Source organism: Telluria sp. AIW5, from assembly GCF_056680575.1.
The window spans coordinates 120,540-143,924 of record NZ_CM155289.1 but is presented as its reverse complement, the minus strand read 5'-3'; the positions used below and the strand labels follow the sequence as shown (position 1 = coordinate 143,924).

Below are 23,385 nucleotides of genomic sequence, written 5' to 3'. Positions count from 1 at the left end.
TCCTTCAAGCTTGGGCGCCCAGCTGGCGCGTGACGTTGACGAACTGCTCGAGCTTGGCCATGGCCGCGCCGGACGCGATGGCAGCACGCGCCTTGGCCAAGCCTTCTTCGATCGACGCGGCCACGCCCGCCGCATACAGCGCGGTGCCGGCGTTGAGCGCCACGATGTCGGTGGCCGGTCCCGGCTCGCCGCGCAGCGCTTCCATCACGCGCACTTTCGATTCCTCGGTGTTCGCCACTTTCAGGTTGCGGCTGGCGATCATCGACAGGCCAAAATCTTCCGGGTGGATTTCGTATTCGCGGATCTCGCCGTTCACCAGCTCGCCGACCAGGGTGCCGGCGCCCAGCGACACCTCGTCCATGTTGTCGCGGCCCCAGACGACCAGCGCATGCTGGGCGCCGAGGCGCTGCAGCACTCGCACCTGGATGCCGACCAGGTCGGGGTGGAACACGCCCATCAGGATGTTCGGCGCGCCGGCCGGATTGGTCAGCGGCCCGAGGATATTGAAAATGCTGCGCACGCCCAGCTCGCGGCGCACCGGCGCCACGTGCTTCATCGCCGCATGGTGGTTCGGCGCGAACATGAAGCCGATGCCGGTCTGCGCGATCGATTGCGCGATCTGCTCGGGTTTCAGGTCGATGTGGGCGCCGAGCGCTTCGATCAGGTCCGCGCTGCCCGAGGACGACGAGACGCTGCGCCCGCCGTGCTTGGCGACGCGCGCGCCGGCTGCGGCGGCCACGAACATCGAGGCGCTGGAAATATTGAAGGTGTTGGCGCCGTCGCCGCCGGTGCCGACGATGTCGAGCAGGTTGGTCGTGTCGGCCATCGGCACCTTGGTCGAGAACTCGCGCATGACTTGCGCGGCGGCCGTGATCTCGCCGATGGTTTCCTTCTTCACGCGCAGGCCGACGGTCAGCGCCGCGACCATGGTCGGCGACATCTCGCCCGACATGATCTGGCGGAACAGGTGCAGCATCTCGTCGTGGAAGATTTCGCGGTGCTCGATACAGCGCAGCAGCGCCTCTTGTGGGGTGATCTTCATGGGCGTTCCAGTAGCTTGATGGTGTGCCGCACCGCGCTGGCGATACGGCCCGATAGGGACTAGCAACCTTCGAGGAAGTTCCTGAACAGCGCGTGGCCGTGTTCGGACAGGATCGACTCGGGGTGGAACTGCACGCCCTGGATATCGAACTCCTTGTGGCGCACGCCCATGATTTCGCCGTCGTCGGTCCAGGCGGTCACTTCCAGGCAGGCCGGCAGCGACGCACGCTCGATGGCCAGCGAGTGGTAGCGGATCACGGTGAAGGGACTCGGGATGCCCTTGAACACGCCTTCCCCGGTGTGCGCGATCAGCGAGGTCTTGCCGTGCATGACCTGCTTGGCGCGCACGATCTTGCCGCCGAAGGCTTCGCCGATCGCCTGGTGGCCGAGGCAGACGCCGAGGATCGGCAGCTTGCCACCGAACTCGCGGATAGCGGCGACCGAAACGCCTGCGTCGCGCGGCGCCTTCGGGCCGGGCGAGATGCAGATGCGGTCCGGCTTCATCTCCGCGATCGCCTGCAGCGTGATTTCGTCGTTGCGCACGGTGCGCACTTCTTCACCCAGTTCGCCGAAATACTGGACGATGTTGTAGGTGAAGGAATCGTAGTTGTCGATCATGAGCAGCATGTCAGATCTCCCCATCCAGTCCGTCTTGCACTTGTTCGGCGGCGCGCAGCACGGCGCGCGCCTTGGCTTCGGTTTCCTGCCATTCCATTTCAGGGATCGAGTCGGCGACGATGCCGGCCGCGGCCTGCACGTACAGGTTGCCGTCCTTGATCACGCCCGTGCGGATCGCGATCGCCACGTCCATCTCGCCGCCAAAGGAGAGATAACCGCAGGCGCCGCCGTAGATGCCGCGCTTGGTCAGCTCCAGCTCATCGATGATTTCCATCGCCCGCACTTTCGGCGCGCCGGTGAGCGTGCCGGCCGGGAAGGTCGCGCGCAGCACGTCCAGGTTCGACATGCCTTCCTTCAGCGCGCCTTCCACGTTCGAGACGATGTGCTGCACGTGCGAGTATTTTTCGATGACCATGCGGTCGGTCACCTTGACGGTGCCGGTGTCGGCGATGCGGCCGATGTCGTTGCGCGCCAGGTCGATCAGCATCACGTGCTCGGCGATTTCCTTCGGGTCCGCCAGCAGCTCGGTTGCCAGCTCGGCATCGCGTTCCGGCGTCGAGCCGCGCGGACGGGTGCCGGCGATCGGGCGCAACGTGACCTTGCGTTCGCCGGCGGCCGAGGTTTCGTTCCTCACCAGGATCTCGGGCGACGAGCCGACGATCTGCATGTCGCCGAAATTGTAGTAGTACATGTACGGCGACGGATTCAGCGACCGCAGCGAGCGGTACAGCGAGAGCGGCGAATCGACATACGGCTTGCGGATGCGCTGGCCGATCTGCACCTGCATCAGGTCGCCGGCCATCACGTATTCGTGGGCCGTCGCCACCGCTTTTAAATACGCTTCCTTGCTGAATTCGCGCACCGCTTCGGTACGCACCGACGCCGTCGTGACCGGCGCATCGACGCTCCGGCGCAGCATCACGCGCAGGTCTTTCAGGCGCTGGCGCGCTTTCGCAAAGGCTTCCGGGTGCGCCGGGTCCGCATAAACGATCAGGTAGAGCTTGCCGGACAGGTTGTCGATGACGGCCAGTTCTTCGGTCACCATCAGCTGGATGTCGGGCAGGCCGAGCGTATCGTGGGGCGCCTTGCCGGCCAGCTTGCGTTCGATATGGCGCACCGTGTCGTAGCCGAAGTAACCGGCCAGGCCGCCGCAGAAGCGCGGCATGCCCGGACGCAGCGCGACCTTGAAGCGCGCCTGGAATGCTTCGATGAAGTCGAGCGGATTGCCTTCGTGCGTTTCGGTGACGACGCCGTTGGTGACGATTTCGGTGAGGTTGCCGCTGCTGCGCAGCAGCGTCTTGGCCGGCAGGCCGATGAAGGAATAGCGGCCGAAGCGCTCGCCGCCGACGACCGATTCGAGCAAAAACGTGTTCTTGCCGGTGTTCTGCGACTGGGCCAGCTTGAGGTACAGGGTCAGCGGCGTTTCGAGATCGGCGAAAGCTTCGGCGATCAGCGGAATGCGGTTATGGCCCTGGTTGGCCAGCGATTTGAATTCGAGTTCGGTCATGTTCTTCTCCGGGCCGCCAGCGTTCGAGATGGAGGATGGGCGGCGGTGGTGTTAAAAAACCTGCCGGTGCATGTGCAGCCGGCAGCAATCAAGACGGGTTCAGTTAGCCCAGGATTGCCAGCGTCGCCACAGCCAGGCCTCAAGGGCGCCGGTCTGGTTGACGGTGTGTTTTTTAGTGAAGAACATGTATAGATGAGTTAGTTTTGGGTGCTGTTGTGCGCACGAAGGAGCTCGGCGGCATCCAGAAGCGAATTAACTATACCATCGGAATCGATGTCTTGCACAGGCCTTCCGTGGTTATAACCATATGGCACAGTGAGCACGAAGCAACGCGCTGCGCGCGCCGCTTCGGCATCGTTCGAGGAGTCGCCGATCGCCACCACGGAGGACGGCGCCAGGTCGAAATCCGCACACACCTGCAGCAGGGGCAGGGGATCGGGTTTTTTACGCGGCAGCGAGTCGCCGCCATAGACCAGCTCGAAATACGGCGCCAGTCCCTTTTGCGCCAGCAGCGGCGTGGCGAAGGCGATGGGTTTGTTGGTCACGCAGGCCAGGCGCAGGCCGAGGTCGCGCATGGCCTGCAAGCCTTCGATGACGCCCGGGTACAGCACACTGCGCTCGCCATTGATGGCGAGGTAGTGACGCTGGTAGGCGGCCATCGCCTCGTCGAAGACGGCGTCGATGCGCGCGCTGTCGTAGTCGAGCGCGAGCACGTCGCGGATCAGCTTTTCCGAACCCTTGCCGACCATGGGCTTGATGACGTCCTGCCCGATCGGCGCGAGTGCGAAATCGGCGCGCATGCCGTTCAGGGCCAGTTCAAAGTCGGGCACGGTGTCGAGCATGGTGCCGTCGAGATCGATGATGGCGGCCCGGATGGCCGCAGCGCCCGGACGCATTATTTGCCGACCGTGGCCAGTTCGGCGCGCATGGCGTCGATCACGGCCTTGTAGTCGGGCTTGCCGAAGATGGCCGAGCCGGCGACAAAGGTGTCGGCGCCGGCAGCGGCGGCGGCTGCGATGTTCTCGGCCTTGATGCCGCCGTCGACCTCGAGCATGATGTCGCGGCCCGATTCGTCGATCAGGCGGCGCGCGATCGCGATTTTTTTCAGCGCTTCCGGAATGAAGGACTGGCCGCCGAAGCCGGGGTTCACGGACATAATCAGGATCATGTCGATCTTGTCCATCACGTGCTCGAGGTAGTGCATCGGCGTGCCCGGGTTGAACACGAGGCCGGCCTTGCAGCCGTGGTCGCGGATCAGCTGCAGCGTACGGTCGATGTGTTCGGACGCTTCCGGGTGGAAGGTGATGATGTTGGCGCCGGCTTTGGCGAAGTCGGGGATGATGCGGTCGACCGGTTTCACCATCAGGTGGACGTCGATCGGCACCTGCACGTGCGGGCGGATCGCCTGGCAGACCAGCGGGCCGATGGTGAGATTTGGCACGTAATGGTTGTCCATCACGTCGAAGTGGATGATGTCGGCGCCTGCTTCGACGACGTTGCGGACTTCCTCGCCCAGGCGGGCGAAATCGGCGGACAGGATGCTGGGAGCGATGCGGTAGGTGGTCATAAGTAAGTTGCGCTGCGTGGCGCTGCGTGGCGCTGCGGTTGGGTGAAGCCGCTATTTTACGCCGAGCTGGCAGGGATGCGCGCAGCCCGCGCTTGCGACCCGATTTTCCCGCACGCGGTATCATGGCCCTTTGCGCACATGCGTCTCCACTAATAGAAGAAGAGGAAGCCGATGGCCGCCTACGATATGTCCGTTACCGTCCGCACCAAGTACTTGCCCGAGCAAAGCAAGCCGGAGCGGGACGAGTACCTGTTCTCTTACACGATCACGATCCGCAACACGGGAGAAGTGCCGGCCCAGCTGATCTCGCGCCACTGGATCATCACCGACGCCAACAACCAGGTGCAGGAAGTGGCGGGCCTGGGCGTGGTCGGGCACCAGCCTTTGCTGAAGCCGGGCGAGCAGTTCGAATACTCGAGCGGCACGCCGCTGGCCACGCCGCAGGGTTCGATGCACGGCGAATACTTCTGCGTGGCCGAGGATGGGCACCGCTTCGAAGTCAAGATTCCGGAATTCGTGCTCACGCTGCCGAGCATGCTGCACTGACAGCGTTCTGTTGCTCGCGCTTTACTGCTCGCGCGGCGGCTCGCCCAGGGCCTGTTTGTCCTCGCGCAGCGGCCGCTTGCGGTTCTCGGGCCGGCCCGAGAACATCGTCCACCAGACGATAAACACGAGCAGGAAAAACGCCGCGCCCACTTCCAACATCAAGATCCACATGGCTGTCCTTATGCAATCGATACGTCGCAGTGTACCAAGCTCGTTAGCCCTCGTCGCCCTTCTTTTGGCCGCCTGCAGCACGCCGCCGCCCGCGCCGGTGAAGCCGCAGCCGGTGCCGCCGGCGCCGCCGACGCCGACGCCATCCAGGCAGCCGGACATCGTCATGCCACCGCCGGTCGGCCCGGTCGCCATCCCCGTACCGCCCGTGCCGCCGATGACGCCGGTGTCGTTCGAGTCCTTGCCCGGCTGGCAGCAGGACGACCTGCGCCAGGCCTGGCCGGCGTTCACGGCTTCCTGTCGCGTACTGGCGAAGAAGCCGCAGTGGAGTGCGCCGTGTGCGGCCGCGGCGTCCGTCGACGCGGGCGATGGCAGTGCGATCCGCCGCTACTTCGAAACGTATTTCGTCCCGAACCAGATGCGCATGCCCGACGGCGCCGATACCGGCCTGATCACCGGCTATTACGAGCCGATGCTGCGCGGATCGCGCAAGCGCGGCGGCGCCTTCCAGACGCCGCTGTACCGGGTGCCGGACGACCTGATCACGGTCGACCTGGCTGGCGCTTATCCGAGCCTGAAGAACATGCGCCTGCGCGGACGGCTGGTCGGCAAGACCGTGGTCCCGTACAGCACGCGCGCCGACATCGAGCGCGCGCCCTTGAACGGCAAGGAACTGGTCTGGGTCGACGATCCGGTCGAGGCATTCTTTTTAGAGGTGCAGGGTTCGGGGCGCGTGCGCATCGACGAGACCGGCGAGACGGTGCGCGTCGCCTTCGCCGACCAGAACGGCCATCCCTATAAAGTCATCGGGCGCTGGCTGGTGGAGCAGGGAGAGTTGCCCGCCGACGGCGTCTCGGCGCAGAGCATCAAGGAGTGGATCGTGGCCCACCCGGCGCGGCGCCAGGAGCTTTTCAATATCAACCCGAGCTATATTTTCTTCCGCGAAGAGCGCCTGCCGGATCCGGGTGTCGGGCCGAAGGGCGCGCTCGGCGTTCCCTTGACGCCTGAGCGTTCGGTGGCGGTCGACCCGCAACAGGTGCCGCTGGGCGCGCCGCTGTTCCTGGCGACCACGCATCCGGCGACGAGTGCGCCTATCCAGCGCCTGATGATGGCGCAGGATACCGGCGGCGCGATTCGCGGTGCGGTGCGGGCGGATTTCTTCTTCGGCTTCGGTGGCAATGCGGCCGAGTATGCGGGGCAGATGAAGCAGCGCGGTAATGTGTGGGTGCTGTTGCCTAAGTAACGCGGTCGCTCTGTGGCGCCGGAAGCCGCTTGCCGGAGCCGGACATGGCCGGCGGCACGCGCGCCGCCCTCGACAAGCTCCCGGAGGACGTGGTGCTGATCGCTCAGGTCGGGCTGGATCTGACCAAATGCCACCGGACGTATTAGCACATGGCGTTCGCCGTGCGCGAGCATCTTCCGGTCGCTGGTCGGTCGTTCGCAAACTCAACAGCTGCGCTACCGCGGCTTCGGCCTGGTATGTCGACGGGCAGCTCAAATTTATCTCCGATCTCCTTTCGCTACCAAGCCGGCATCTGGCGCCCGGCGCCCGAAGCGCAGACTCGCTAAGGCCAATGTCACCCGTCGACGACCATCCGCCCGAGCTGCGTCGGAGAGGGCGGATCTAGACCATGTCCGTAGGTTCCGTGATCACTTGGCTGCCTACGCTGGCCAATGGTTTCCACGCGGTGGGTGCCTAGAGATGGGTGAGGCGTTGCTGGGCGCGGAAAATAGCCGGCGCATGGCTGAGCTGGCTCCTGTCGCAGCGACGTTGTTCACGTTACCATCGGCAATTTCCGTGCAAGCGCCACGGCGGCGGTGGATCAGTACTATCCCGCGGGGGCGCTCGCGCCACCAAGGCTAACGTCGCTGGAGCGGGTGATCCGGACCGTTACCGCCGACGCCACCCTCACGTGGGCTGCCCAGAGACCGGGTGCGCTTCAAAAAGCTGCGGGAGAGTCGACGTTCGGTATGCGTGGATCGCGATCACAACCAGTTCGTCGTGTCCAGCTACAAGGAGCAGAGCATGGAATGGATGATGTTGTTGGGCGGTTTTGTGCTGTATGCCGTACTCGCCATCTACGGTGTCCGCTACCTGATGCTCTGGGTTTCGCCGACGGATAGTTCCTATGGGGAAGCCGTCGCGTGGCTCCTGGCGTCGATCATCGGTGTTGTGTTCGGATTTGTCGGCATGTGCTCGGGCTACTACGTTTATAGAAAGGAGTATGGCGGCGCTGCCGCCGTTAGCATCCTGCTGACGTTTTCGATTGTCATCGCCATCGTGACCATGTTGTCTTCATCTCTATGATCATCTCCAGGTGACATGTGCTATTTGCACTCCCTCCCTCCGTTTGTTTGAGCCGCACTGGCGTATCAAAATTCCGATGGTGACCGTGAATACCCGTTACCCGACGGCTTCCTCGCAGGTCGAGCAGAGACAAGGGCTTGCCTGCAAACGCGCGCCCGGTTACCCCTTCAATCATAAAGGGCCGAGATTGTTTGATTTAATCGAACATATGTAGGGGAGCAACTATTACGCTTGAGCGCGACCCCTTTCATGCGCAGCAGTACCAGGCAGACGGTTCGTTGGGCATGCGGGCAACCGGCATTCAATCACCAATTATTAGGAGCTAGACATGAAATGGGCGCTTTTCTGCAGCTTCGTGCTACACGCCGTTTTTGGCACACTTGGGGTCGGCTCGTTGATGCTTTCGCAAATGTACAATTCTTACGGCTTGATAATTGTGATGTTTGCGGCACCAATGATCGGCATTGTATGCGGCATCGTGGGGATGGGATCAGGCTACTTTGCCTATAAAAAAGACTACATCAGTGCGTCGGCTACTACGATTGTGCTCGTCATTTCAATTGCGATCGTCTTACCGCGTCTACTTCACTGATATTCCGCTAAGCGTCAAGTGCAGACTTCTTCGTGCATTGCTAGCCCTCTCCTGACCGTGGACAGCGGCATTTAAGTCGTCTCGTAACTGGTGGTTGACCGTTCAATCATTCACATCCCGTAGCCGGGTCCCCACCACGGCTGCCACCGCCAGCACGAGCGCGCCGCCCGCAACGCACATCAACCCGGTGCGCACGCTGAAGCGCTCGGCCAACGCCCCGGCCGCCATCGCGCCGAGCGGGGCGCTGGCCACCGTCAGCGAGCGCATCGTCGCCACCATCCGGCCCAGTACCGCATCCGGCGTCACGCGCTGGCGCAGGGCGATATAGGGCACGAAGAACAGGGTCGCGCCGCAATCGAGCAGGAACACAACGCTGCCGTAGGCGCTGGCGGTGAGCGCGGTGCTGCCCGCCAGCGCTGCGGGAATTGCCGGCATCAGCGCGAAGCCGCAGGCCGACACGCACAGGCCGACCAGGATCGCGCGTCCGGTGCCGTAGCGTTTTGACAGTGGTTTGATCAGGACCGAGGCGGCCAGGATGCCGGCGCCACCCAGCATTTGCGCCGTCCCCATCACGCCCGGCGCCATGCCCAGCACGCGCGTGGCAAACAGCACGTGCAGGGCCAGGTAACCATAGAACAGGAAATGCCAGGCGCCGGCCGTCCAGGCCAGGGTGCGCAAGACCGGCTGGCGCCACACAAAGGCGAGCCCGTCGCGGATGTCGTGCAGCGGATGGGCGGTCGAGGGCGCGGGTTGCGGCTCGCGCGCACGGATGCGGCGCAGGTTGGCCAGCGAGACGACGAAAGCGCCCACATTGCACAAAATGGCGAGCGGGGCGCCCAGCAGCTGCACCATGGCGCCCGCCATGCCCGGACCGATCAGGCGCGCGGCCGATTCGGTGCCGGCAAGCCTGGCATGCGCATCGACCAGCCGTTCGCGCCCGACCACGAAGGTGAGGAAGACCTGCTCGGCGCTGCCGCCGACGACCAGTCCCGTGCCGAGCACGAAGCCGACCGCGTACAGCCAATGGATTGTCAGCGCCTCGAACCACCAGGCCAGCGGCACGCTCGCCAGGGCTGCGGCGACCATCGCGTCGCTGCACACGATGATCGGCAGGCGCCGGCAACGGTCGAGCAGCACGCCCGAGGGCAGGCCGAACAGCAGGAAGGGCAGGGACTCGAGCGCGGCGAGCGTTCCCATCTGGCTCGGCGTCGCATGCATCAGGAGCACCGCGCACATCGGCAGCGCGAGCAGCGTGATCTGGGCGCCGAACTGGGTCAAGGCGCTGCTCAGCCAGAGGCGGCGGAAGTCGCTGCTCTGCAGCATACCGTCCGCGGCCAGGCGAGTGAATGGATTGCGGTTCGTTGCGATGATCGGCTCGTTCGAGGGCTTGCTTAGTTCGCAATGATACATCGCAACGAGACCCGCCTTTCCCGGCCGTGAAGACGCTACAATCGCGGCACCATCAATCCACACTATATAGAGGTGTCCCATGGAATACGCTGACCTGCTGATCGAAAACCACGGCAAGGTGGCCGTGATTCGCCTGAACCGCCCGAAGGCGATGAATGCGCTGAACGACAACATGATGAACGAGCTGGGCGACGCGCTCTACAAGTTCGATGCCGACCCGGCCGTCAACGTCATCATCCTCACCGGCAGCGAAAAGGTTTTCGCAGCGGGCGCCGACATCGCGGCCATGGCGAATTACACCTATGCAGACACCTACCAGGGCAATTACATCGGCCGCAACTGGGAACACATCTTGAACGTGCGCAAACCGGTGATCGGCGTCGTCGCCGGTTATGCGCTGGGTGGCGGCTGCGAGCTGGCGATGATGTGCGATTTCCTGATCGCGGCCGACAGCGCGAAATTCGGCCAGCCGGAAATCAAGGTCGGCGTGATCCCGGGCGCGGGCGGCACCCAGCGCCTGCCGCGTGCGATCGGCAAATCGAAGGCGATGGACATGCTGCTGACCACGCGCATGATCGACGCCGCCGAGGCCGAGCGCACCGGGCTGGTGTCGCGCGTCTTCCCGGCCGACAAGTTGATGGAAGAAGCGCTGGCCGTGGCCAATACTATTGCCGAGATGCCGGTGTCGGTGGCGATGACGATCAAGGACTCGGTGAACCGCGCCTTCGAGACCACGCTGACCGAAGGCGTGCGCTACGAGCGCCGCTTCTTCCATGCGGCTTTCGGTACCCCGGCGCAGAAGGAGGGGATGTCGGCTTTCCTCGAGAAGCGCAAGGCGAAGTTCGAAGGCATGTAAGGCGTGTTTGGCGAGCTCTGGCACCTCGTATGTTGCGAAAAATCCGGTCGCGCAAAAACACTTGCGCGACCTGCATCCGGTTTGCTATAGTTCGCCTCCGCCTCGGCGGCAGCCGCAAAAACGACAACGAAATCAAGTAGTTGAAGTCGCAACGAGCGCCGCAGAATTTTGCGGTGTAGCAAAAAAGAAGTTGACGAGAATCATGAAACGCTTCATACTCTTCTTCCTCTGCTGCTGACGAACAAAACGATTCGCAGAACACAGCAAGGCAGTGCCGCCCTCGGCGGGAGCCCAAGTTCTTTAAAAATTAACAGTCGATAAGTGTGGGCGTTTGATGAAGGTGCCAGTGACTTCGGTCACTGATTACTTAAATTATCAAATGTTCACAAAAAAGAAATACGTTGTCTCAGCAATGAGATAACGGTCAGTATTTTGAGTGAGCGACCCGCTAGCAATAGCGGTGGCAGCAATGCCAACAAACAGAGATTGAACTGAAGAGTTTGATCCTGGCTCAGATTGAACGCTGGCGGCATGCTTTACACATGCAAGTCGAACGGCAGCACGGGGGCAACCCTGGTGGCGAGTGGCGAACGGGTGAGTAATATATCGGAACGTACCCAAGAGTGGGGGATAACGTAGCGAAAGTTACGCTAATACCGCATACGATCTAAGGATGAAAGCAGGGGACCGCAAGGCCTTGTGCTCCTGGAGCGGCCGATATCTGATTAGCTAGTTGGTGAGGTAAAGGCTCACCAAGGCCACGATCAGTAGCTGGTCTGAGAGGACGACCAGCCACACTGGAACTGAGACACGGTCCAGACTCCTACGGGAGGCAGCAGTGGGGAATTTTGGACAATGGGCGCAAGCCTGATCCAGCAATGCCGCGTGAGTGAAGAAGGCCTTCGGGTTGTAAAGCTCTTTTGTCAGGGAAGAAACGGTGGGGGCTAATATCCTCCACTAATGACGGTACCTGAAGAATAAGCACCGGCTAACTACGTGCCAGCAGCCGCGGTAATACGTAGGGTGCAAGCGTTAATCGGAATTACTGGGCGTAAAGCGTGCGCAGGCGGTTTTGTAAGTCTGTCGTGAAAGCCCCGGGCTCAACCTGGGAATTGCGATGGAGACTGCAAGGCTTGAATCTGGCAGAGGGGGGTAGAATTCCACGTGTAGCAGTGAAATGCGTAGAGATGTGGAGGAACACCGATGGCGAAGGCAGCCCCCTGGGTCAAGATTGACGCTCATGCACGAAAGCGTGGGGAGCAAACAGGATTAGATACCCTGGTAGTCCACGCCCTAAACGATGTCTACTAGTTGTCGGGTTTTAATTAACTTGGTAACGCAGCTAACGCGTGAAGTAGACCGCCTGGGGAGTACGGTCGCAAGATTAAAACTCAAAGGAATTGACGGGGACCCGCACAAGCGGTGGATGATGTGGATTAATTCGATGCAACGCGAAAAACCTTACCTACCCTTGACATGTCAGGAATCCTTGAGAGATCAGGGAGTGCCCGAAAGGGAACCTGAACACAGGTGCTGCATGGCTGTCGTCAGCTCGTGTCGTGAGATGTTGGGTTAAGTCCCGCAACGAGCGCAACCCTTGTCATTAGTTGCTACATTTAGTTGAGCACTCTAATGAGACTGCCGGTGACAAACCGGAGGAAGGTGGGGATGACGTCAAGTCCTCATGGCCCTTATGGGTAGGGCTTCACACGTCATACAATGGTACATACAGAGGGCCGCCAACCCGCGAGGGGGAGCTAATCCCAGAAAGTGTATCGTAGTCCGGATCGCAGTCTGCAACTCGACTGCGTGAAGTTGGAATCGCTAGTAATCGCGGATCAGCATGTCGCGGTGAATACGTTCCCGGGTCTTGTACACACCGCCCGTCACACCATGGGAGCGGGTTTTACCAGAAGTAGGTAGCTTAACCGCAAGGGGGGCGCTTACCACGGTAGGATTCGTGACTGGGGTGAAGTCGTAACAAGGTAGCCGTATCGGAAGGTGCGGCTGGATCACCTCCTTTCTAGAGTAGCACCGGGCCTTGAGCCCAGTCACCAAACGTCCACACTTATCGACTGTTGAACAAAGAACACAGTTTCGGGGCTGTAGCTCAGCTGGTTAGAGCACCGTGTTGATAACGCGGGGGTCGTTGGTTCGAGTCCAACCAGCCCTACCAAGTTATTTGCATGACCCAATCGGGGGATTAGCTCAGCTGGGAGAGCACCTGCTTTGCAAGCAGGGGGTCGTCGGTTCGATCCCGTCATCCTCCACCACCACCTTGGTGCAAAGTCTAAATATAAGTCAGCCATACTTGGTGAGATTTACGTTTAGTCTTTTCGAGATTAACTGTTGTTCCGTTCTTTAACAATCTGGAAGAAGTAAAGTTTTTTAAGCGTTCGATGCGTCAGCAATGATGTAGCGAACACTTAGGGTAGTAACAAATCAACAAACATGCAACAAGCTGTACTCTTATTTCTATGACCGCTTCCTGGCAGGTGGGTAACTGCGCGCCAGGAGCTAACGTTATAGGGACAAGCGAATAAGTGCACATGGTGGATGCCTTGGCGATTACAGGCGATGAAGGACGTAGTAGCTTGCGATAAGCTGCGGGGAGTGAGCAAACACACTTTGATCCGCAGATTTCCGAATGGGGAAACCCGGCCTTTTAGGTCATTGCATACTGAATACATAGGTATGCAAAGCGAACGCGGCGAACTGAAACATCTAAGTAGCTGCAGGAAAAGAAATCAACCGAGATTCCCAAAGTAGTGGCGAGCGAAATGGGAAGAGCCTGTACGTGATAGTCGATTGGATAGTGGAACAACCTGGAAATGTTGGCCATAGAGGGTGATAGCCCCTTACACGAAATTCAAACGGTGGTACTAAGCGTACGACAAGTAGGGCGGGACACGAGAAATCCTGTCTGAACATGGGGGGACCATCCTCCAAGGCTAAATACTCGTAATCGACCGATAGTGAACCAGTACCGTGAGGGAAAGGCGAAAAGAACCCCGGGAGGGGAGTGAAATAGATCCTGAAACCGTGTGCATACAAACAGTCGGAGCGGACTTGTTCCGTGACGGCGTACCTTTTGTATAATGGGTCAGCGACTTACATTCAGTGGCGAGGTTAACCGAATAGGGGAGCCGTAGAGAAATCGAGTCCGAACAGGGCGACAGTCGCTGGGTGTAGACCCGAAACCAAGTGATCTACCCATGGCCAGGATGAAGGTGCGGTAACACGCCCTGGAGGTCCGAACCCACTAATGTTGAAAAATTAGGGGATGAGCTGTGGGTAGGGGTGAAAGGCTAAACAAACTTGGAAATAGCTGGTTCTCTCCGAAAACTATTTAGGTAGTGCCTCAAGTATCACCATCGGGGGTAGAGCACTGTTATGGCTAGGGGGTCATTGCGACTTACCAAACCATTGCAAACTCCGAATACCGATGAGTGCGAGCTTGGGAGACAGACGTCGGGTGCTAACGTCCGGCGTCAAGAGGGAAACAACCCAGACCGCCAGCTAAGGTCCCAAAGATTGGCTAAGTGGAAAACGAAGTGGGAAGGCTAAAACAGTCAGGATGTTGGCTTAGAAGCAGCCATCATTTAAAGAAAGCGTAATAGCTCACTGATCGAGTCGTCCTGCGCGGAAGATGTAACGGGGCTAAGCCAGTCACCGAAGCTGCGGATATCCTTTATTGGATATGGTAGGAGAGCGTTCTGTAAGCCTGCGAAGGTGTCTTGTGAAGGATGCTGGAGGTATCAGAAGTGCGAATGCTGACATGAGTAGCGATAATGGGGGTGAAAAGCCTCCACGCCGTAAGCCCAAGGTTTCCTGTTCAACGTTCATCGGAGCAGGGTGAGTCGGCCCCTAAGGCGAGGCAGAGATGCGTAGCTGATGGGAAGCAGGTTAATATTCCTGCACCGTCGTATGATGCGATGGGGGGACGGATCGCGGAAGGTTGTCTGACTGTTGGAATAGTCAGTTTCTGCTTCATAGAAGGCACTTAGGCAAATCCGGGTGCGTAATTCAAGGGAGTGGGACGAGCGGCCTTGTGCTGCGAAGCAATCGGAAGTGGTTCCAAGAAAAGCCTCTAAGCTTCAGTCATACGAGACCGTACCGCAAACCGACACAGGTGGGCGAGATGAGTATTCTAAGGCGCTTGAGAGAACTCGGGAGAAGGAACTCGGCAAATTGGTACCGTAACTTCGGGAAAAGGTACGCCCTTGTAGCTTGACCACTTTACTGTGGAAGGGTGAACGGGTTGCAATAAACTGGTGGCTGCGACTGTTTAATAAAAACACAGCACTCTGCAAACACGAAAGTGGACGTATAGGGTGTGACGCCTGCCCGGTGCTGGAAGATTAAATGATGGGGTGCAAGCTCTTGATTGAAGTCCCAGTAAACGGCGGCCGTAACTATAACGGTCCTAAGGTAGCGAAATTCCTTGTCGGGTAAGTTCCGACCTGCACGAATGGCGTAACGATGGCCACACTGTCTCCTCCCGAGACTCAGCGAAGTTGAAATGTTTGTGATGATGCAATCTACCCGCGGCTAGACGGAAAGACCCCATGAACCTTTACTGTAGCTTTGCATTGGACTTTGAACCAATCTGTGTAGGATAGGTGGGAGGCTTTGAAGCGGGGACGCCAGTTCTCGTGGAGCCATCCTTGAAATACCACCCTGGTTTGTTTGAGGTTCTAACCTTGGTCCGTTATCCGGATCGGGGACAGTGCATGGTAGGCAGTTTGACTGGGGCGGTCTCCTCCTAAAGTGTAACGGAGGAGTTCGAAGGTACGCTAGGTACGGTCGGACATCGTGCTAATAGTGCAATGGCATAAGCGTGCTTAACTGCGAGACCGACAAGTCGAGCAGGTACGAAAGTAGGACATAGTGATCCGGTGGTTCTGTATGGAAGGGCCATCGCTCAACGGATAAAAGGTACTCTGGGGATAACAGGCTGATTCCTCCCAAGAGTTCATATCGACGGGGGAGTTTGGCACCTCGATGTCGGCTCATCACATCCTGGGGCTGTAGCCGGTCCCAAGGGTATGGCTGTTCGCCATTTAAAGTGGTACGTGAGCTGGGTTTAAAACGTCGTGAGACAGTTTGGTCCCTATCTGCCGTGGGCGTTGGAAATTTGAAGGGGGCTGCTCCTAGTACGAGAGGACCGGAGTGGACGAACCTCTGGTGTACCGGTTGTCACGCCAGTGGCATTGCCGGGTAGCTAAGTTCGGAAGAGATAACCGCTGAAAGCATCTAAGCGGGAAACTTGCCTTGAGATGAGATTTCCCGGAGCCTTGAGCTCCTTGAAGGGTCGTTCGAGACCAGGACGTTGATAGGCTGGGTGTGGAAGTGCAGTAATGCATTAAGCTAACCAGTACTAATTGCCCGTACGGCTTGTCCCTATAACCTTAGCAGGTCATAGAAATTCGAATACAGTGTGCTGTTTGTTGATCACACTACCCGAAACTTTACTTCCTCCAGATTCTGAGCACGTTGCCCATCAGGGAACGCCGCTCGTACAAGTTATGCCTGATGACCATAGCAAGTCGGTCCCACCCCTTCCCATCCCGAACAGGACCGTGAAACGACTTTGCGCCGATGATAGTGCTGCAACCAGTGTGAAAGTAGGTTATCGTCAGGCTAGTTATATAAGAAACCCCACCAAGTGATCTTGGTGGGGTTTTTTACTTTAGACAAGCGTTTGCAAGGCGCGGGCGACTGAGCGCGCAGCATCGGCACACGTTGACCTTTACGTAACGCCGCACTATAGTCGTCAATTGACCCTTCCCTCCTGAACCCGATGCCGCCGCTTGCCCAATCCGCCGGAGACCTGTTCCGCCATGTCGCGGCCGACAAGGCGGCGCTGTATCGGGCGATCATGGACACCTTCGCTGCCGCCAAACGACAGTTCAGGCTGCAGTTGCGGCCCGACGAAGTGCAGATGGAGGCCACTTGGCCCGGTACCACGCCATCGCTCGACGAGATCCAGCATGCGCTGTCACAGCTGGCCGACTGGGGCAACCTGGAGGCGCATCCGGACACGGCGCGCGTGTCGAGCGTCGAAGACTTTTACCGGGCACGCTTTCTGTACCGGCTATCACTGGGCGGCGAAGCGGTCGAGGCCGGCCTCGCCGCATTCGCGCGCACGCTGGCGCGCCAAAGCGAACTACAAACCGTCGCCCTCGAAGATATTCTTACCCAACTCAATGCGCTGCTGGCACTGGCGGGCGAATCCACACCGGATCCGGCCAAGGTGCATGGCGCCTTGCGCGATTTGGTGCGTGTCTTCGACAGCCTGGCCGACAATGCCCAGGCCTTCATGGCCAGCGTCGCCCGCACCATCGAATTACAACAGGCCGATGTGCAGGCGGTGATCGCCTTCAAGCAGCGCCTGATCGACTACCTGAACCGCTTCGTCAGCGACCTGGTCGGGCGCTCGGGCACGATCGCGCGCCGCCTGCACGAACTCGATGGCGGCATCGAGCCGCTGCTCATGCTGGCGGCGCAGCGCGAACGGCGCGATGCGGCGCCGGGCGACGCGCCGGAGCAGGCGGCGGCGCTTGCCGAGCGGGTCGCGACCTGGCGCGAGCGCTGGCGTGGCTTGTCGCGCTGGTTCATCAGCGATGGCCACATCCAGGCCCAGTCCGAACTCTTGCGCGCGAAGGTGAGGGCGGCCATCCCCCAACTGCTGGCGGCGGTGGCCAGCCTGAACGAACGGCGTAGCGGACGCAGCGACCGCTCGGCCGATTTTCGCATCCTGGCGCGCTGGTTCGCCGACACCTCCAGCGACGCCGAGGCGCACCGCCTGTGGCGTGCCGGCTTTGCGCTCAATCCCGCGCGTCACTTCAGCTTGCAAGCCGAGACCGCACATTCCGATCCGGTCCCTGCAGCTACCGCCTGGGCCGATGCGCCGCCGGTACGTGTGCATCCGCGCCTGCGCGAGCAGGGCGAGATGGCGCCGCGCGGCGCCGCGCCGCATGTACGCGCACGCGACACCGAGCGCGCCATGCTGGCGGCCCGGGTCGCGGCCGAACGCGCCCAGATCGATGCGGCGCGCGCAATCCTCACCACCGGCAAGGCCACCCGCCTGTCGGACCTGGGCAGGCTCGATGCGCAGGCCTTCCGCCTGTTCCTGAACCTGCTCGGCGAAGCGCTCGTGGTGCAGCCGCGCCCCGGCGCCGAGGTGAGTTGCCAGAGCGCGGACGGTCTGCTGCAGATCCGCCTGGTGCCCCTGGCCGCGGACAGCGTCGCCAGCATCGAGACGAGCTTCGGCACCTTCACCGGACGCGACCACCTGCTGACGATCACCGCCACCGGAGACCAGCATGGCGCGTGACGCTGCCATACGTGCGCCGGATGCCGTGCAGGTCAGGGACGTGCTGGCGCGCCATCGCGAAGAGGAGCGCCGCGACGCCTTGCGCGCACTCCTGATGTGCCCTCTGATGACGGCGGCGCATCCCGCCTTTCACGCCGTGCGCCGTCATGAACGCGAACTGCGCGACTGGTTCTCGCAGGCGGCGGGCTGGATCCTGCACGTAGAGCGCGACTGCGCGCGCCTCTACAAGCGGCCCGCAGACCTGGGAGATGCCACGCGCGGCGCAGCCGACTTCGACCGCCGCCGCTACATCCTCTTCTGCCTGGCCTGCGCGGCGCTCGAACGCGCCGAGCCGCAGATCACCCTGCGTACCCTGGGCGAAAAACTGCTGGCCCTGGCCGCCGACCCGGAACTGGGAACGCGTGGCTTCACGTTCACCCTCGACAGCCACCACGAACGGCGCGAACTGGTTGCGATCTGCCGCTACCTGCTGTCGCTCGGCGTGCTGCTGCGCGTGGCCGGCGACGAGGACGCCTTCGTCAGCAAGGTCGGCGACGCGTTGTACGATGTGCGGCGGCGCGCGCTGGCCGGCCTGCTCGCTGCTGCGCGCGGACCGTCGACCTGGGCGCCGGAGAACGCCCCGCTCGGCCTGGACGAGCGTCTCTCCGCCCTGACCGAAGAATTTACGCCCGACAGCGAGGAGGGACGCCGGACCGCGATGCGCCACAACCTGGCACGCCGCCTGCTCGACGATCCGGTGCTCTACCTCGAGGAACTCGATGATCGTCCGGCATTGCGCGCCTACTTCCAGAACCAGCGAGGCGCGCTCGCTGCCCGCCTGGGCGAAGCCACGGGCTTGAGCGCCGAGCAGCGCGCCGAAGGCCTGGCCCTGGTGGACGAAAGCGGTGAACTCACCGACGTCGCCATGCCCGCGGCCGGCACCGCATCGCACGTTACCTTGCTCGTTGCCGAGTTCCTGGCGAGCGTCGGCCGCGCGCAGGGCACCCTGCCGGTGAGCGAGGCGGCGGTCGCCGACGCGGTGCGCAGCCTGATTCCCGAGTACGGCCGCTTCTGGGCGAAAGCGGCGCGCGAACCGGGCGCCGAAACCGAACTCGCCAACAATGCGCTGGCGCGGCTGGAGATGCTGCGGCTGATCCGCCGCGACGCCGATGGCGTGTATCCGCGCACTGCGCTGGCGCGTTTTGCACTCGGCGACGCCGAACTGGTGGCCCGCAAGCGCACCATAACCAAGGGCGCCGAGCGCGCCCAGGATGCTCTCTTCTGATGCCCGACTCCCTGTTTTCGACCGGCGCCGCGCCCGCGCTGCCGGCACTTCCCGAGCCGCTCCAGGCGCGCTGGCAGCCCCTGCGCATCGGTCTGGTCGAGCTGTTCCACTACGATAGCGAAGAGTTCTGGTTCCGTGACGGCCATCTGCTTTTGCGCGGTAATAACGGCACCGGCAAGTCGAAGGTGCTGTCGCTCACGCTGCCCTTCCTGTTCGACGCCAGCATTAAATCCTCGCGCATCGAACCCGATGGCGACGCCACCAAGAAGATGGCGTGGAATCTGCTGCTCGGCAAGCACGAGCGCCGCACCGGCTATGCCTGGATCGAGTTCGGCCGCATCGGCGAAGACGGCCAGCCGCGCTACCTGACCCTGGGCTGCGGCCTTGCGGCGGTCGCGGCACGGCCCCATGTCGATACCTGGTATTTCATCACCGAGGGCCAGCGCGTCGGACGCGACCTGTGGCTGATCAACGAGCAGCGCGCGGTGCTCGGCAAGGAGCGCCTGGCACAGGCGCTCGACGGCAGCGGACAGTTGTTCGACACCGCGCAAGCCTACCGCCGCGCGGTGGACGAGCGCTTGTTCCACCTTGGCGAAGCGCGCTATGCGGCGCTGATGGACACGCTGATCCAGCTGCGCCAGCCGCAGTTGTCGAAAAAGCCGAATGAAGACAACCTGTCGAACGCACTGACCGAAGCACTGGCGCCGCTGCCCGACGAATTGCTGGCCGACGTGGCCGAGGCCATGAACCAGCTGGAGGAATATGGCCAGCAGCTGGCCGAACTGAACGCACTGGCGAAAGCGGTCGGCCAGTTCAACGGCCGCTACCGCCAGTACGCACGCGTGAATGCGCGGCGCCAGGCGCGCGTGCTGCGTACTGCGCAAACCGGCTTCGACAAGGCGAGCCGCGACCTGAACGAGGCCCGTACTGCCTTCGATGCCGACCTGCTCGGCGAAACAGGCTTGCGCGAGGCGCTCGAAGCGGCCGAAGCACAACAACTGCGCGACCGCGCCGCGCTCGACGAAATGCAGGCCGATCCGCTCATGCACGACGCCAATCGCATCGATGAGCTGGCCCGCAACCACGCCGCCCGCCAGCGCGAACTGGCGGCAGCCGAGGCGGCGCTGCGCGAAGCCGTGGAGCGCCAGGCGCGCGATGCCGAAGCGTTGCGCGGCTATGCCGACCGCGCCGATGCTGCCTGCGCCTCGCTCGCCCGCGCCCTCGCCGTATTCGAGGAAGCGGGCGATACGGCCGGCCTGGCGCGGCGCGACGACTTCGTGGCGGCCGTGTCCTGCTTCGCGCAAGCGGATGCCCTCGCTGGCCTCGGCAACGCCGAATACGAGCAGATACAGCGCGCACTGCGCAGCCTGAGCCAGCAGCGCCGGGCCGACATCGCCGTGGTGGCGGGACGCTTGCGTCAGCCCGACGCCGCCGTGCAGGTGCGCGACGCCGCGCAGGAGCGGCGCGACCAGGGCGCCGACGAATTGGCCGACGCGGCCGCCCGGGTCGCGGCTGGCGAGACCCACTTGCTTGCACAGGCCGACGCGTTGACGGACGCCTGGAGCACACATGCGGCCGGGCTGCGTGAACTGGCGATCGACAGCGCAGCGGTCCTGCCGGCGCTGGAAGAATGGAGCCGCAGCCTGGACGGCGAAAATCCGGCGCGCGATGCCCTGGCGCGCTCCCAGCACGAGCGCAGTGTGCAACTGGCACAAGACGAGGCCGCGGCGCTGGCGCGCCAGTCGGCGCTGGCTGCGCAAATCCTCGCATTGGAACAGGAGCGTCAACGCCTGCTGCAAGGCGAAGACAGCGCGCCGCCGGCGCCGTATTTCCGCGGCCATGCGGCACGCCCTGCCTCCCGCCCGGGCGCGCCGTTCTGGCAACTGGTCGAATTCCGCGCAGCCGTCGACACCGAAGCCGCGCGTGCCGGCCTCGAAGCTGCGCTGGAAGCAGCCGGCTTGCTGGACGCCTGGGTCGGTCCGGACGGCGTCATCGACGCGGGCGCAAACGCGCCCGCGTTCGACACGCTGCTGCGCGCGCGGGCCGCGCAGCCGGAATCTTTGGCCGCATGGCTGGCGCCGTCGCAACCTTGCGCGCTCGATCCGGCATTGGTCGAGCGCTTGCTTGCATCGGTTTCCTGCAGCGTTGACGACAACGGTGCCGAGGCCTGGGTCGCGCCGGATGGGCGCTTCCGCATCGGACCACTCAGCGGCGGCTGGGCCAAGCCGGCCGCCGAATACATCGGGGCGGCCAGCCGGGCCGAGGCGCGCCGGCGGCGCATCGCGGAAATTGGCGCCGTACTGGCCGCGCTGGCGTCGGAACAGGGCGCCCTGGCGCGCGCACTGGTGCTGCTGGCGGAGCGCCGCAGCCGCGCATCGGCGGAATGGGAAGCGGCGCCATCGGATACGGCACTGCGCAGCGCCCATGTGCAGGTCAGTGCGTTCGAACGCGAACGGCGCCAGGCTGCCGAACGGCTGACCGGCGCCGAGGTTCGCCTGGCCGCAGCCGCCGACGCCTGGCGCAGCGCGCGCACTGCACTGGAGTGCGATAGTGCGGATCTGCTGCTGCCGCCGGACGGTGTCGGGTTGGCGGCGGTATCGGCCGCATTGGATGCGGCTGCGCAGGCACTGCAAGACCTGCTGCTGCAGGCACAGCAGGTTCGGCACACCCTTCCCGAGCGCAGGCGCCAGCAGGAACGCTTCGACGAGCGCAATCGCGACCTTGCCGGCCGCCGCGAGCAGCAGGCGCGCTGCATCGAAGCCGTCGATGAGGCGGGGGCCCGCCTCGATACGCTGCGCGCGCGGGTCGGCGCGCAGGTGAGCGAACTCACGGCGCGCCTGGCTGCCGTGCGGCAGGCGGTGCAGGACGGCGAGGCCGCGCTGAAGCATTCCCGCGCCCTGCTCAATGCGGCCAGCGAGGCCCGGGCGCGCAGCGGCCAGCGCGCCGAGGACGCCGCCGCGACCCTGGACGAACGAACCATGCTGCGGCAGGGCGCCGTGCAGGGACTCGAGCAGTTCAATGCAACAGGACTGCTGGCCATTGCGCTTCCCGAACTGGACCTGCCGGCCACACCATGGAGTATCGAACCGGCGCTGGGCGTGGCGCGCCGCGCGGAACAGCTGCTGCACGAGGTCGATGCCGAGGACGCCGATTGGGCGCGCGTGCAAAGCGCTTACGCGCGCGACTTTTCCGAGCTGCAGAGCGCACTGACGGCGCTTGGTCACCAGGGCCAGGCCGAGCCGAGCGATCACGGCATGATCGTCACCATCATCTACCAGAGCCGTCCGCAGCGTCCGGACATCATCGAGGCGGCCATCAGCGCCGAAATAGCGCAGCGCCAGGAGCTGCTGACCGCGCGCGAAACCGAGGTTCTGGAAAACCACCTGCAGGCCGAAGTGGCGGCAGCGATCCAGCGCCGCCTGCAGGAAGCCGATCGGCGCGTGGCCGTCATCAACACCGAACTGGCCAAGCGCCCGACGTCGACCGGCGTGCGTTTCCGCCTGCAGTGGCAAGCGCTGGAGGAGGGCAGCGAAGGCGCGCCGGTCGGGCTGGAAGCCGCGCGCAAACGCTTGCTCAGCACCAGCTACGATGCCTGGTCGCCGGAAGACCGGCAAGTGGTGGGCCGGATGTTGCAGAACCGGATCGCGGCCGAACGCGCGCGCGACGCCGCCGGCCGCAGCGGCAGCCTGCTCGAATTACTGGCGCGCGCGCTTGACTACCGGCGCTGGCACCGATTCCGCGTCCAGCGCTGGCAGGACGGACAATGGCGCCCGCTGTCGGGTCCCGCCTCGAGCGGCGAGCGCGCGCTTGGCTTGACGGTGCCGCTGTTCGCGGCGGTGTCGAGCTTTTATACGCATGCGGGATCGCGCCATGCGCCGCGGCTGGTGCTGCTCGACGAAGCCTTTGCCGGCATCGACGACGCGGCACGTGCGCACTGCATGGCCCTGGTACGCGAGTTCGATCTCGACTTCGTCATGACCAGCGAACGCGAGTGGGCCTGCTATGCCGAGCTGCCGGGCGTATCGATTTGCCAGCTTCAGCGGCATGAAGGTATCGACGCCGTGTATGTGTCGCGCTGGACCTGGGATGGCCGCGCGCGCCGGCTTGAAGAAGACGGCGCCCGGCGCTTCCCGACAGCAGCCGATGCCCCGGTCGCCGAATGAGCGAGG

14 protein-coding genes, 2 tRNA genes and 3 rRNA genes are annotated in these 23,385 nt (G+C 62.7%); 13 read left to right on the top strand and 6 right to left on the bottom strand.

What is annotated here, in order from left to right:
- Window positions 1-4: 4 nt before the first annotated feature.
- From trpD to rpe, 5 genes are all read right to left on the bottom strand, one after another.
- A complete protein-coding gene (gene trpD, locus AC1MEM_RS00635; protein ID WP_499474767.1) occupies window positions 5-1,042 on the bottom strand; it encodes an anthranilate phosphoribosyltransferase in 1,038 nt (345 codons plus the stop codon).
- Between the two features lie 59 nt (window positions 1,043-1,101).
- On the bottom strand, window positions 1,102-1,668 hold the full coding sequence (locus AC1MEM_RS00630; RefSeq protein WP_499474766.1) for an anthranilate synthase component II: 567 nt from the start codon (window positions 1,666-1,668) through the stop codon (window positions 1,102-1,104).
- Window position 1,669: 1 nt separating this feature from the next.
- A complete protein-coding gene (trpE, locus tag AC1MEM_RS00625; RefSeq protein WP_499474765.1) occupies window positions 1,670-3,166 on the bottom strand; it encodes an anthranilate synthase component I in 1,497 nt (498 codons plus the stop codon).
- A 197-nt stretch (window positions 3,167-3,363) separates the two neighbouring features.
- Window positions 3,364-4,062 carry a phosphoglycolate phosphatase gene (locus tag AC1MEM_RS00620; RefSeq protein WP_499474764.1) on the bottom strand — a complete coding sequence of 233 codons (699 nt, stop codon included), beginning with the start codon at window positions 4,060-4,062 and terminating at the stop codon, window positions 3,364-3,366.
- Window positions 4,062-4,733: a ribulose-phosphate 3-epimerase gene (gene rpe / locus AC1MEM_RS00615; protein ID WP_192051504.1), complete on the bottom strand. Its 672-nt coding sequence runs from the start codon at window positions 4,731-4,733 to the stop codon at window positions 4,062-4,064. The genes AC1MEM_RS00620 and rpe overlap by 1 nt, the downstream gene beginning before the upstream one ends.
- Before the next feature lie 171 nt (window positions 4,734-4,904).
- Here rpe and apaG point away from each other — a divergent pair, with 171 nt between their 5' ends.
- The 4 genes from apaG (at window position 4,905) to AC1MEM_RS00595 (ending at window position 8,347) form a co-directional block, all read left to right on the top strand.
- Entirely contained in the window at window positions 4,905-5,279 is a 375-nt protein-coding gene (gene apaG / locus AC1MEM_RS00610) for a Co2+/Mg2+ efflux facilitator ApaG/CorD (protein WP_499474763.1), read from the top strand.
- 181 nt (window positions 5,280-5,460) lie between these two features.
- Window positions 5,461-6,690 (top strand): murein transglycosylase A, encoded by a 1,230-nt coding sequence (mltA, locus tag AC1MEM_RS00605; RefSeq protein WP_499474762.1) that lies wholly within the window; start codon window positions 5,461-5,463, stop codon window positions 6,688-6,690.
- A gap of 783 nt (window positions 6,691-7,473) precedes the next feature.
- Complete coding sequence (locus AC1MEM_RS00600; protein ID WP_499474761.1) at window positions 7,474-7,755, top strand: hypothetical protein; 282 nt, start codon at window positions 7,474-7,476, stop codon at window positions 7,753-7,755.
- 328 nt (window positions 7,756-8,083) lie between these two features.
- Window positions 8,084-8,347: a hypothetical protein gene (locus AC1MEM_RS00595; RefSeq protein WP_499474760.1), complete on the top strand. Its 264-nt coding sequence runs from the start codon at window positions 8,084-8,086 to the stop codon at window positions 8,345-8,347.
- A 102-nt stretch (window positions 8,348-8,449) separates the two neighbouring features.
- Here AC1MEM_RS00595 and AC1MEM_RS00590 read toward each other — a convergent pair whose 3' ends face one another.
- Window positions 8,450-9,670: an MFS transporter gene (locus AC1MEM_RS00590; protein ID WP_499474759.1), complete on the bottom strand. Its 1,221-nt coding sequence runs from the start codon at window positions 9,668-9,670 to the stop codon at window positions 8,450-8,452.
- Window positions 9,671-9,836: 166 nt separating this feature from the next.
- On the opposite strand from AC1MEM_RS00590, the gene AC1MEM_RS00585 reads away from it, so the two are divergent.
- From AC1MEM_RS00585 to AC1MEM_RS00545, 9 genes are all read left to right on the top strand, one after another.
- Complete coding sequence (locus AC1MEM_RS00585) at window positions 9,837-10,613, top strand: enoyl-CoA hydratase (RefSeq protein ID WP_499474758.1); 777 nt, start codon at window positions 9,837-9,839, stop codon at window positions 10,611-10,613.
- A gap of 488 nt (window positions 10,614-11,101) precedes the next feature.
- Window positions 11,102-12,636 (top strand): 16S ribosomal RNA (locus tag AC1MEM_RS00580).
- 76 nt (window positions 12,637-12,712) lie between these two features.
- Window positions 12,713-12,789, top strand: a tRNA-Ile gene (locus AC1MEM_RS00575).
- A 21-nt stretch (window positions 12,790-12,810) separates the two neighbouring features.
- Window positions 12,811-12,886, top strand: a tRNA-Ala gene (locus AC1MEM_RS00570).
- Window positions 12,887-13,142: 256 nt separating this feature from the next.
- Window positions 13,143-16,018, top strand: a 23S ribosomal RNA gene (locus AC1MEM_RS00565).
- Window positions 16,019-16,144: 126 nt separating this feature from the next.
- Window positions 16,145-16,257: ribosomal RNA gene (gene rrf / locus AC1MEM_RS00560) — 5S ribosomal RNA — on the top strand.
- The 16S, 23S and 5S rRNA genes sit together here with 2 tRNA genes alongside, the layout of an rRNA operon.
- Before the next feature lie 159 nt (window positions 16,258-16,416).
- Window positions 16,417-17,952: a TIGR02677 family protein gene (locus AC1MEM_RS00555; protein WP_499474757.1), complete on the top strand. Its 1,536-nt coding sequence runs from the start codon at window positions 16,417-16,419 to the stop codon at window positions 17,950-17,952.
- The gene (locus AC1MEM_RS00550) at window positions 17,942-19,216 is read left to right on the top strand and encodes a TIGR02678 family protein (protein ID WP_499474756.1); all 1,275 of its coding nucleotides are present in this window, start codon (window positions 17,942-17,944) and stop codon (window positions 19,214-19,216) included. The genes AC1MEM_RS00555 and AC1MEM_RS00550 overlap by 11 nt, the downstream gene beginning before the upstream one ends.
- The gene (locus AC1MEM_RS00545) at window positions 19,216-23,379 is read left to right on the top strand and encodes a TIGR02680 family protein (protein ID WP_499474755.1); all 4,164 of its coding nucleotides are present in this window, start codon (window positions 19,216-19,218) and stop codon (window positions 23,377-23,379) included. The genes AC1MEM_RS00550 and AC1MEM_RS00545 overlap by 1 nt, the downstream gene beginning before the upstream one ends.
- Window positions 23,380-23,385 lie beyond the last annotated feature (6 nt).

Bases quoted from the DNA above. Each gene is read 5' to 3' on its own strand.
- AC1MEM_RS00630 (WP_499474766.1), bottom strand. From the start codon at position 1,668: ATGCTGCTCATGATCGACAACTACGATTCCTTCACCTACAACATCGTC.
- AC1MEM_RS00595 (WP_499474760.1), top strand. From the start codon at position 8,084: ATGAAATGGGCGCTTTTCTGCAGCTTCGTGCTACACGCCGTTTTTGGC.
- AC1MEM_RS00550 (WP_499474756.1), top strand. From the start codon at position 17,942: ATGGCGCGTGACGCTGCCATACGTGCGCCGGATGCCGTGCAGGTCAGG.
- rpe (WP_192051504.1), bottom strand. From the start codon at position 4,733: ATGACCACCTACCGCATCGCTCCCAGCATCCTGTCCGCCGATTTCGCC.
- AC1MEM_RS00590 (WP_499474759.1), bottom strand. From the start codon at position 9,670: ATGCTGCAGAGCAGCGACTTCCGCCGCCTCTGGCTGAGCAGCGCCTTG.
- AC1MEM_RS00600 (WP_499474761.1), top strand. From the start codon at position 7,474: ATGGAATGGATGATGTTGTTGGGCGGTTTTGTGCTGTATGCCGTACTC.
- AC1MEM_RS00555 (WP_499474757.1), top strand. From the start codon at position 16,417: ATGCCGCCGCTTGCCCAATCCGCCGGAGACCTGTTCCGCCATGTCGCG.
- AC1MEM_RS00585 (WP_499474758.1), top strand. From the start codon at position 9,837: ATGGAATACGCTGACCTGCTGATCGAAAACCACGGCAAGGTGGCCGTG.
- AC1MEM_RS00620 (WP_499474764.1), bottom strand. From the start codon at position 4,062: ATGCGTCCGGGCGCTGCGGCCATCCGGGCCGCCATCATCGATCTCGAC.
- mltA (WP_499474762.1), top strand. From the start codon at position 5,461: ATGCAATCGATACGTCGCAGTGTACCAAGCTCGTTAGCCCTCGTCGCC.
- AC1MEM_RS00545 (WP_499474755.1), top strand. From the start codon at position 19,216: ATGCCCGACTCCCTGTTTTCGACCGGCGCCGCGCCCGCGCTGCCGGCA.
- trpE (WP_499474765.1), bottom strand. From the start codon at position 3,166: ATGACCGAACTCGAATTCAAATCGCTGGCCAACCAGGGCCATAACCGC.
- trpD (WP_499474767.1), bottom strand. From the start codon at position 1,042: ATGAAGATCACCCCACAAGAGGCGCTGCTGCGCTGTATCGAGCACCGC.
- apaG (WP_499474763.1), top strand. From the start codon at position 4,905: ATGGCCGCCTACGATATGTCCGTTACCGTCCGCACCAAGTACTTGCCC.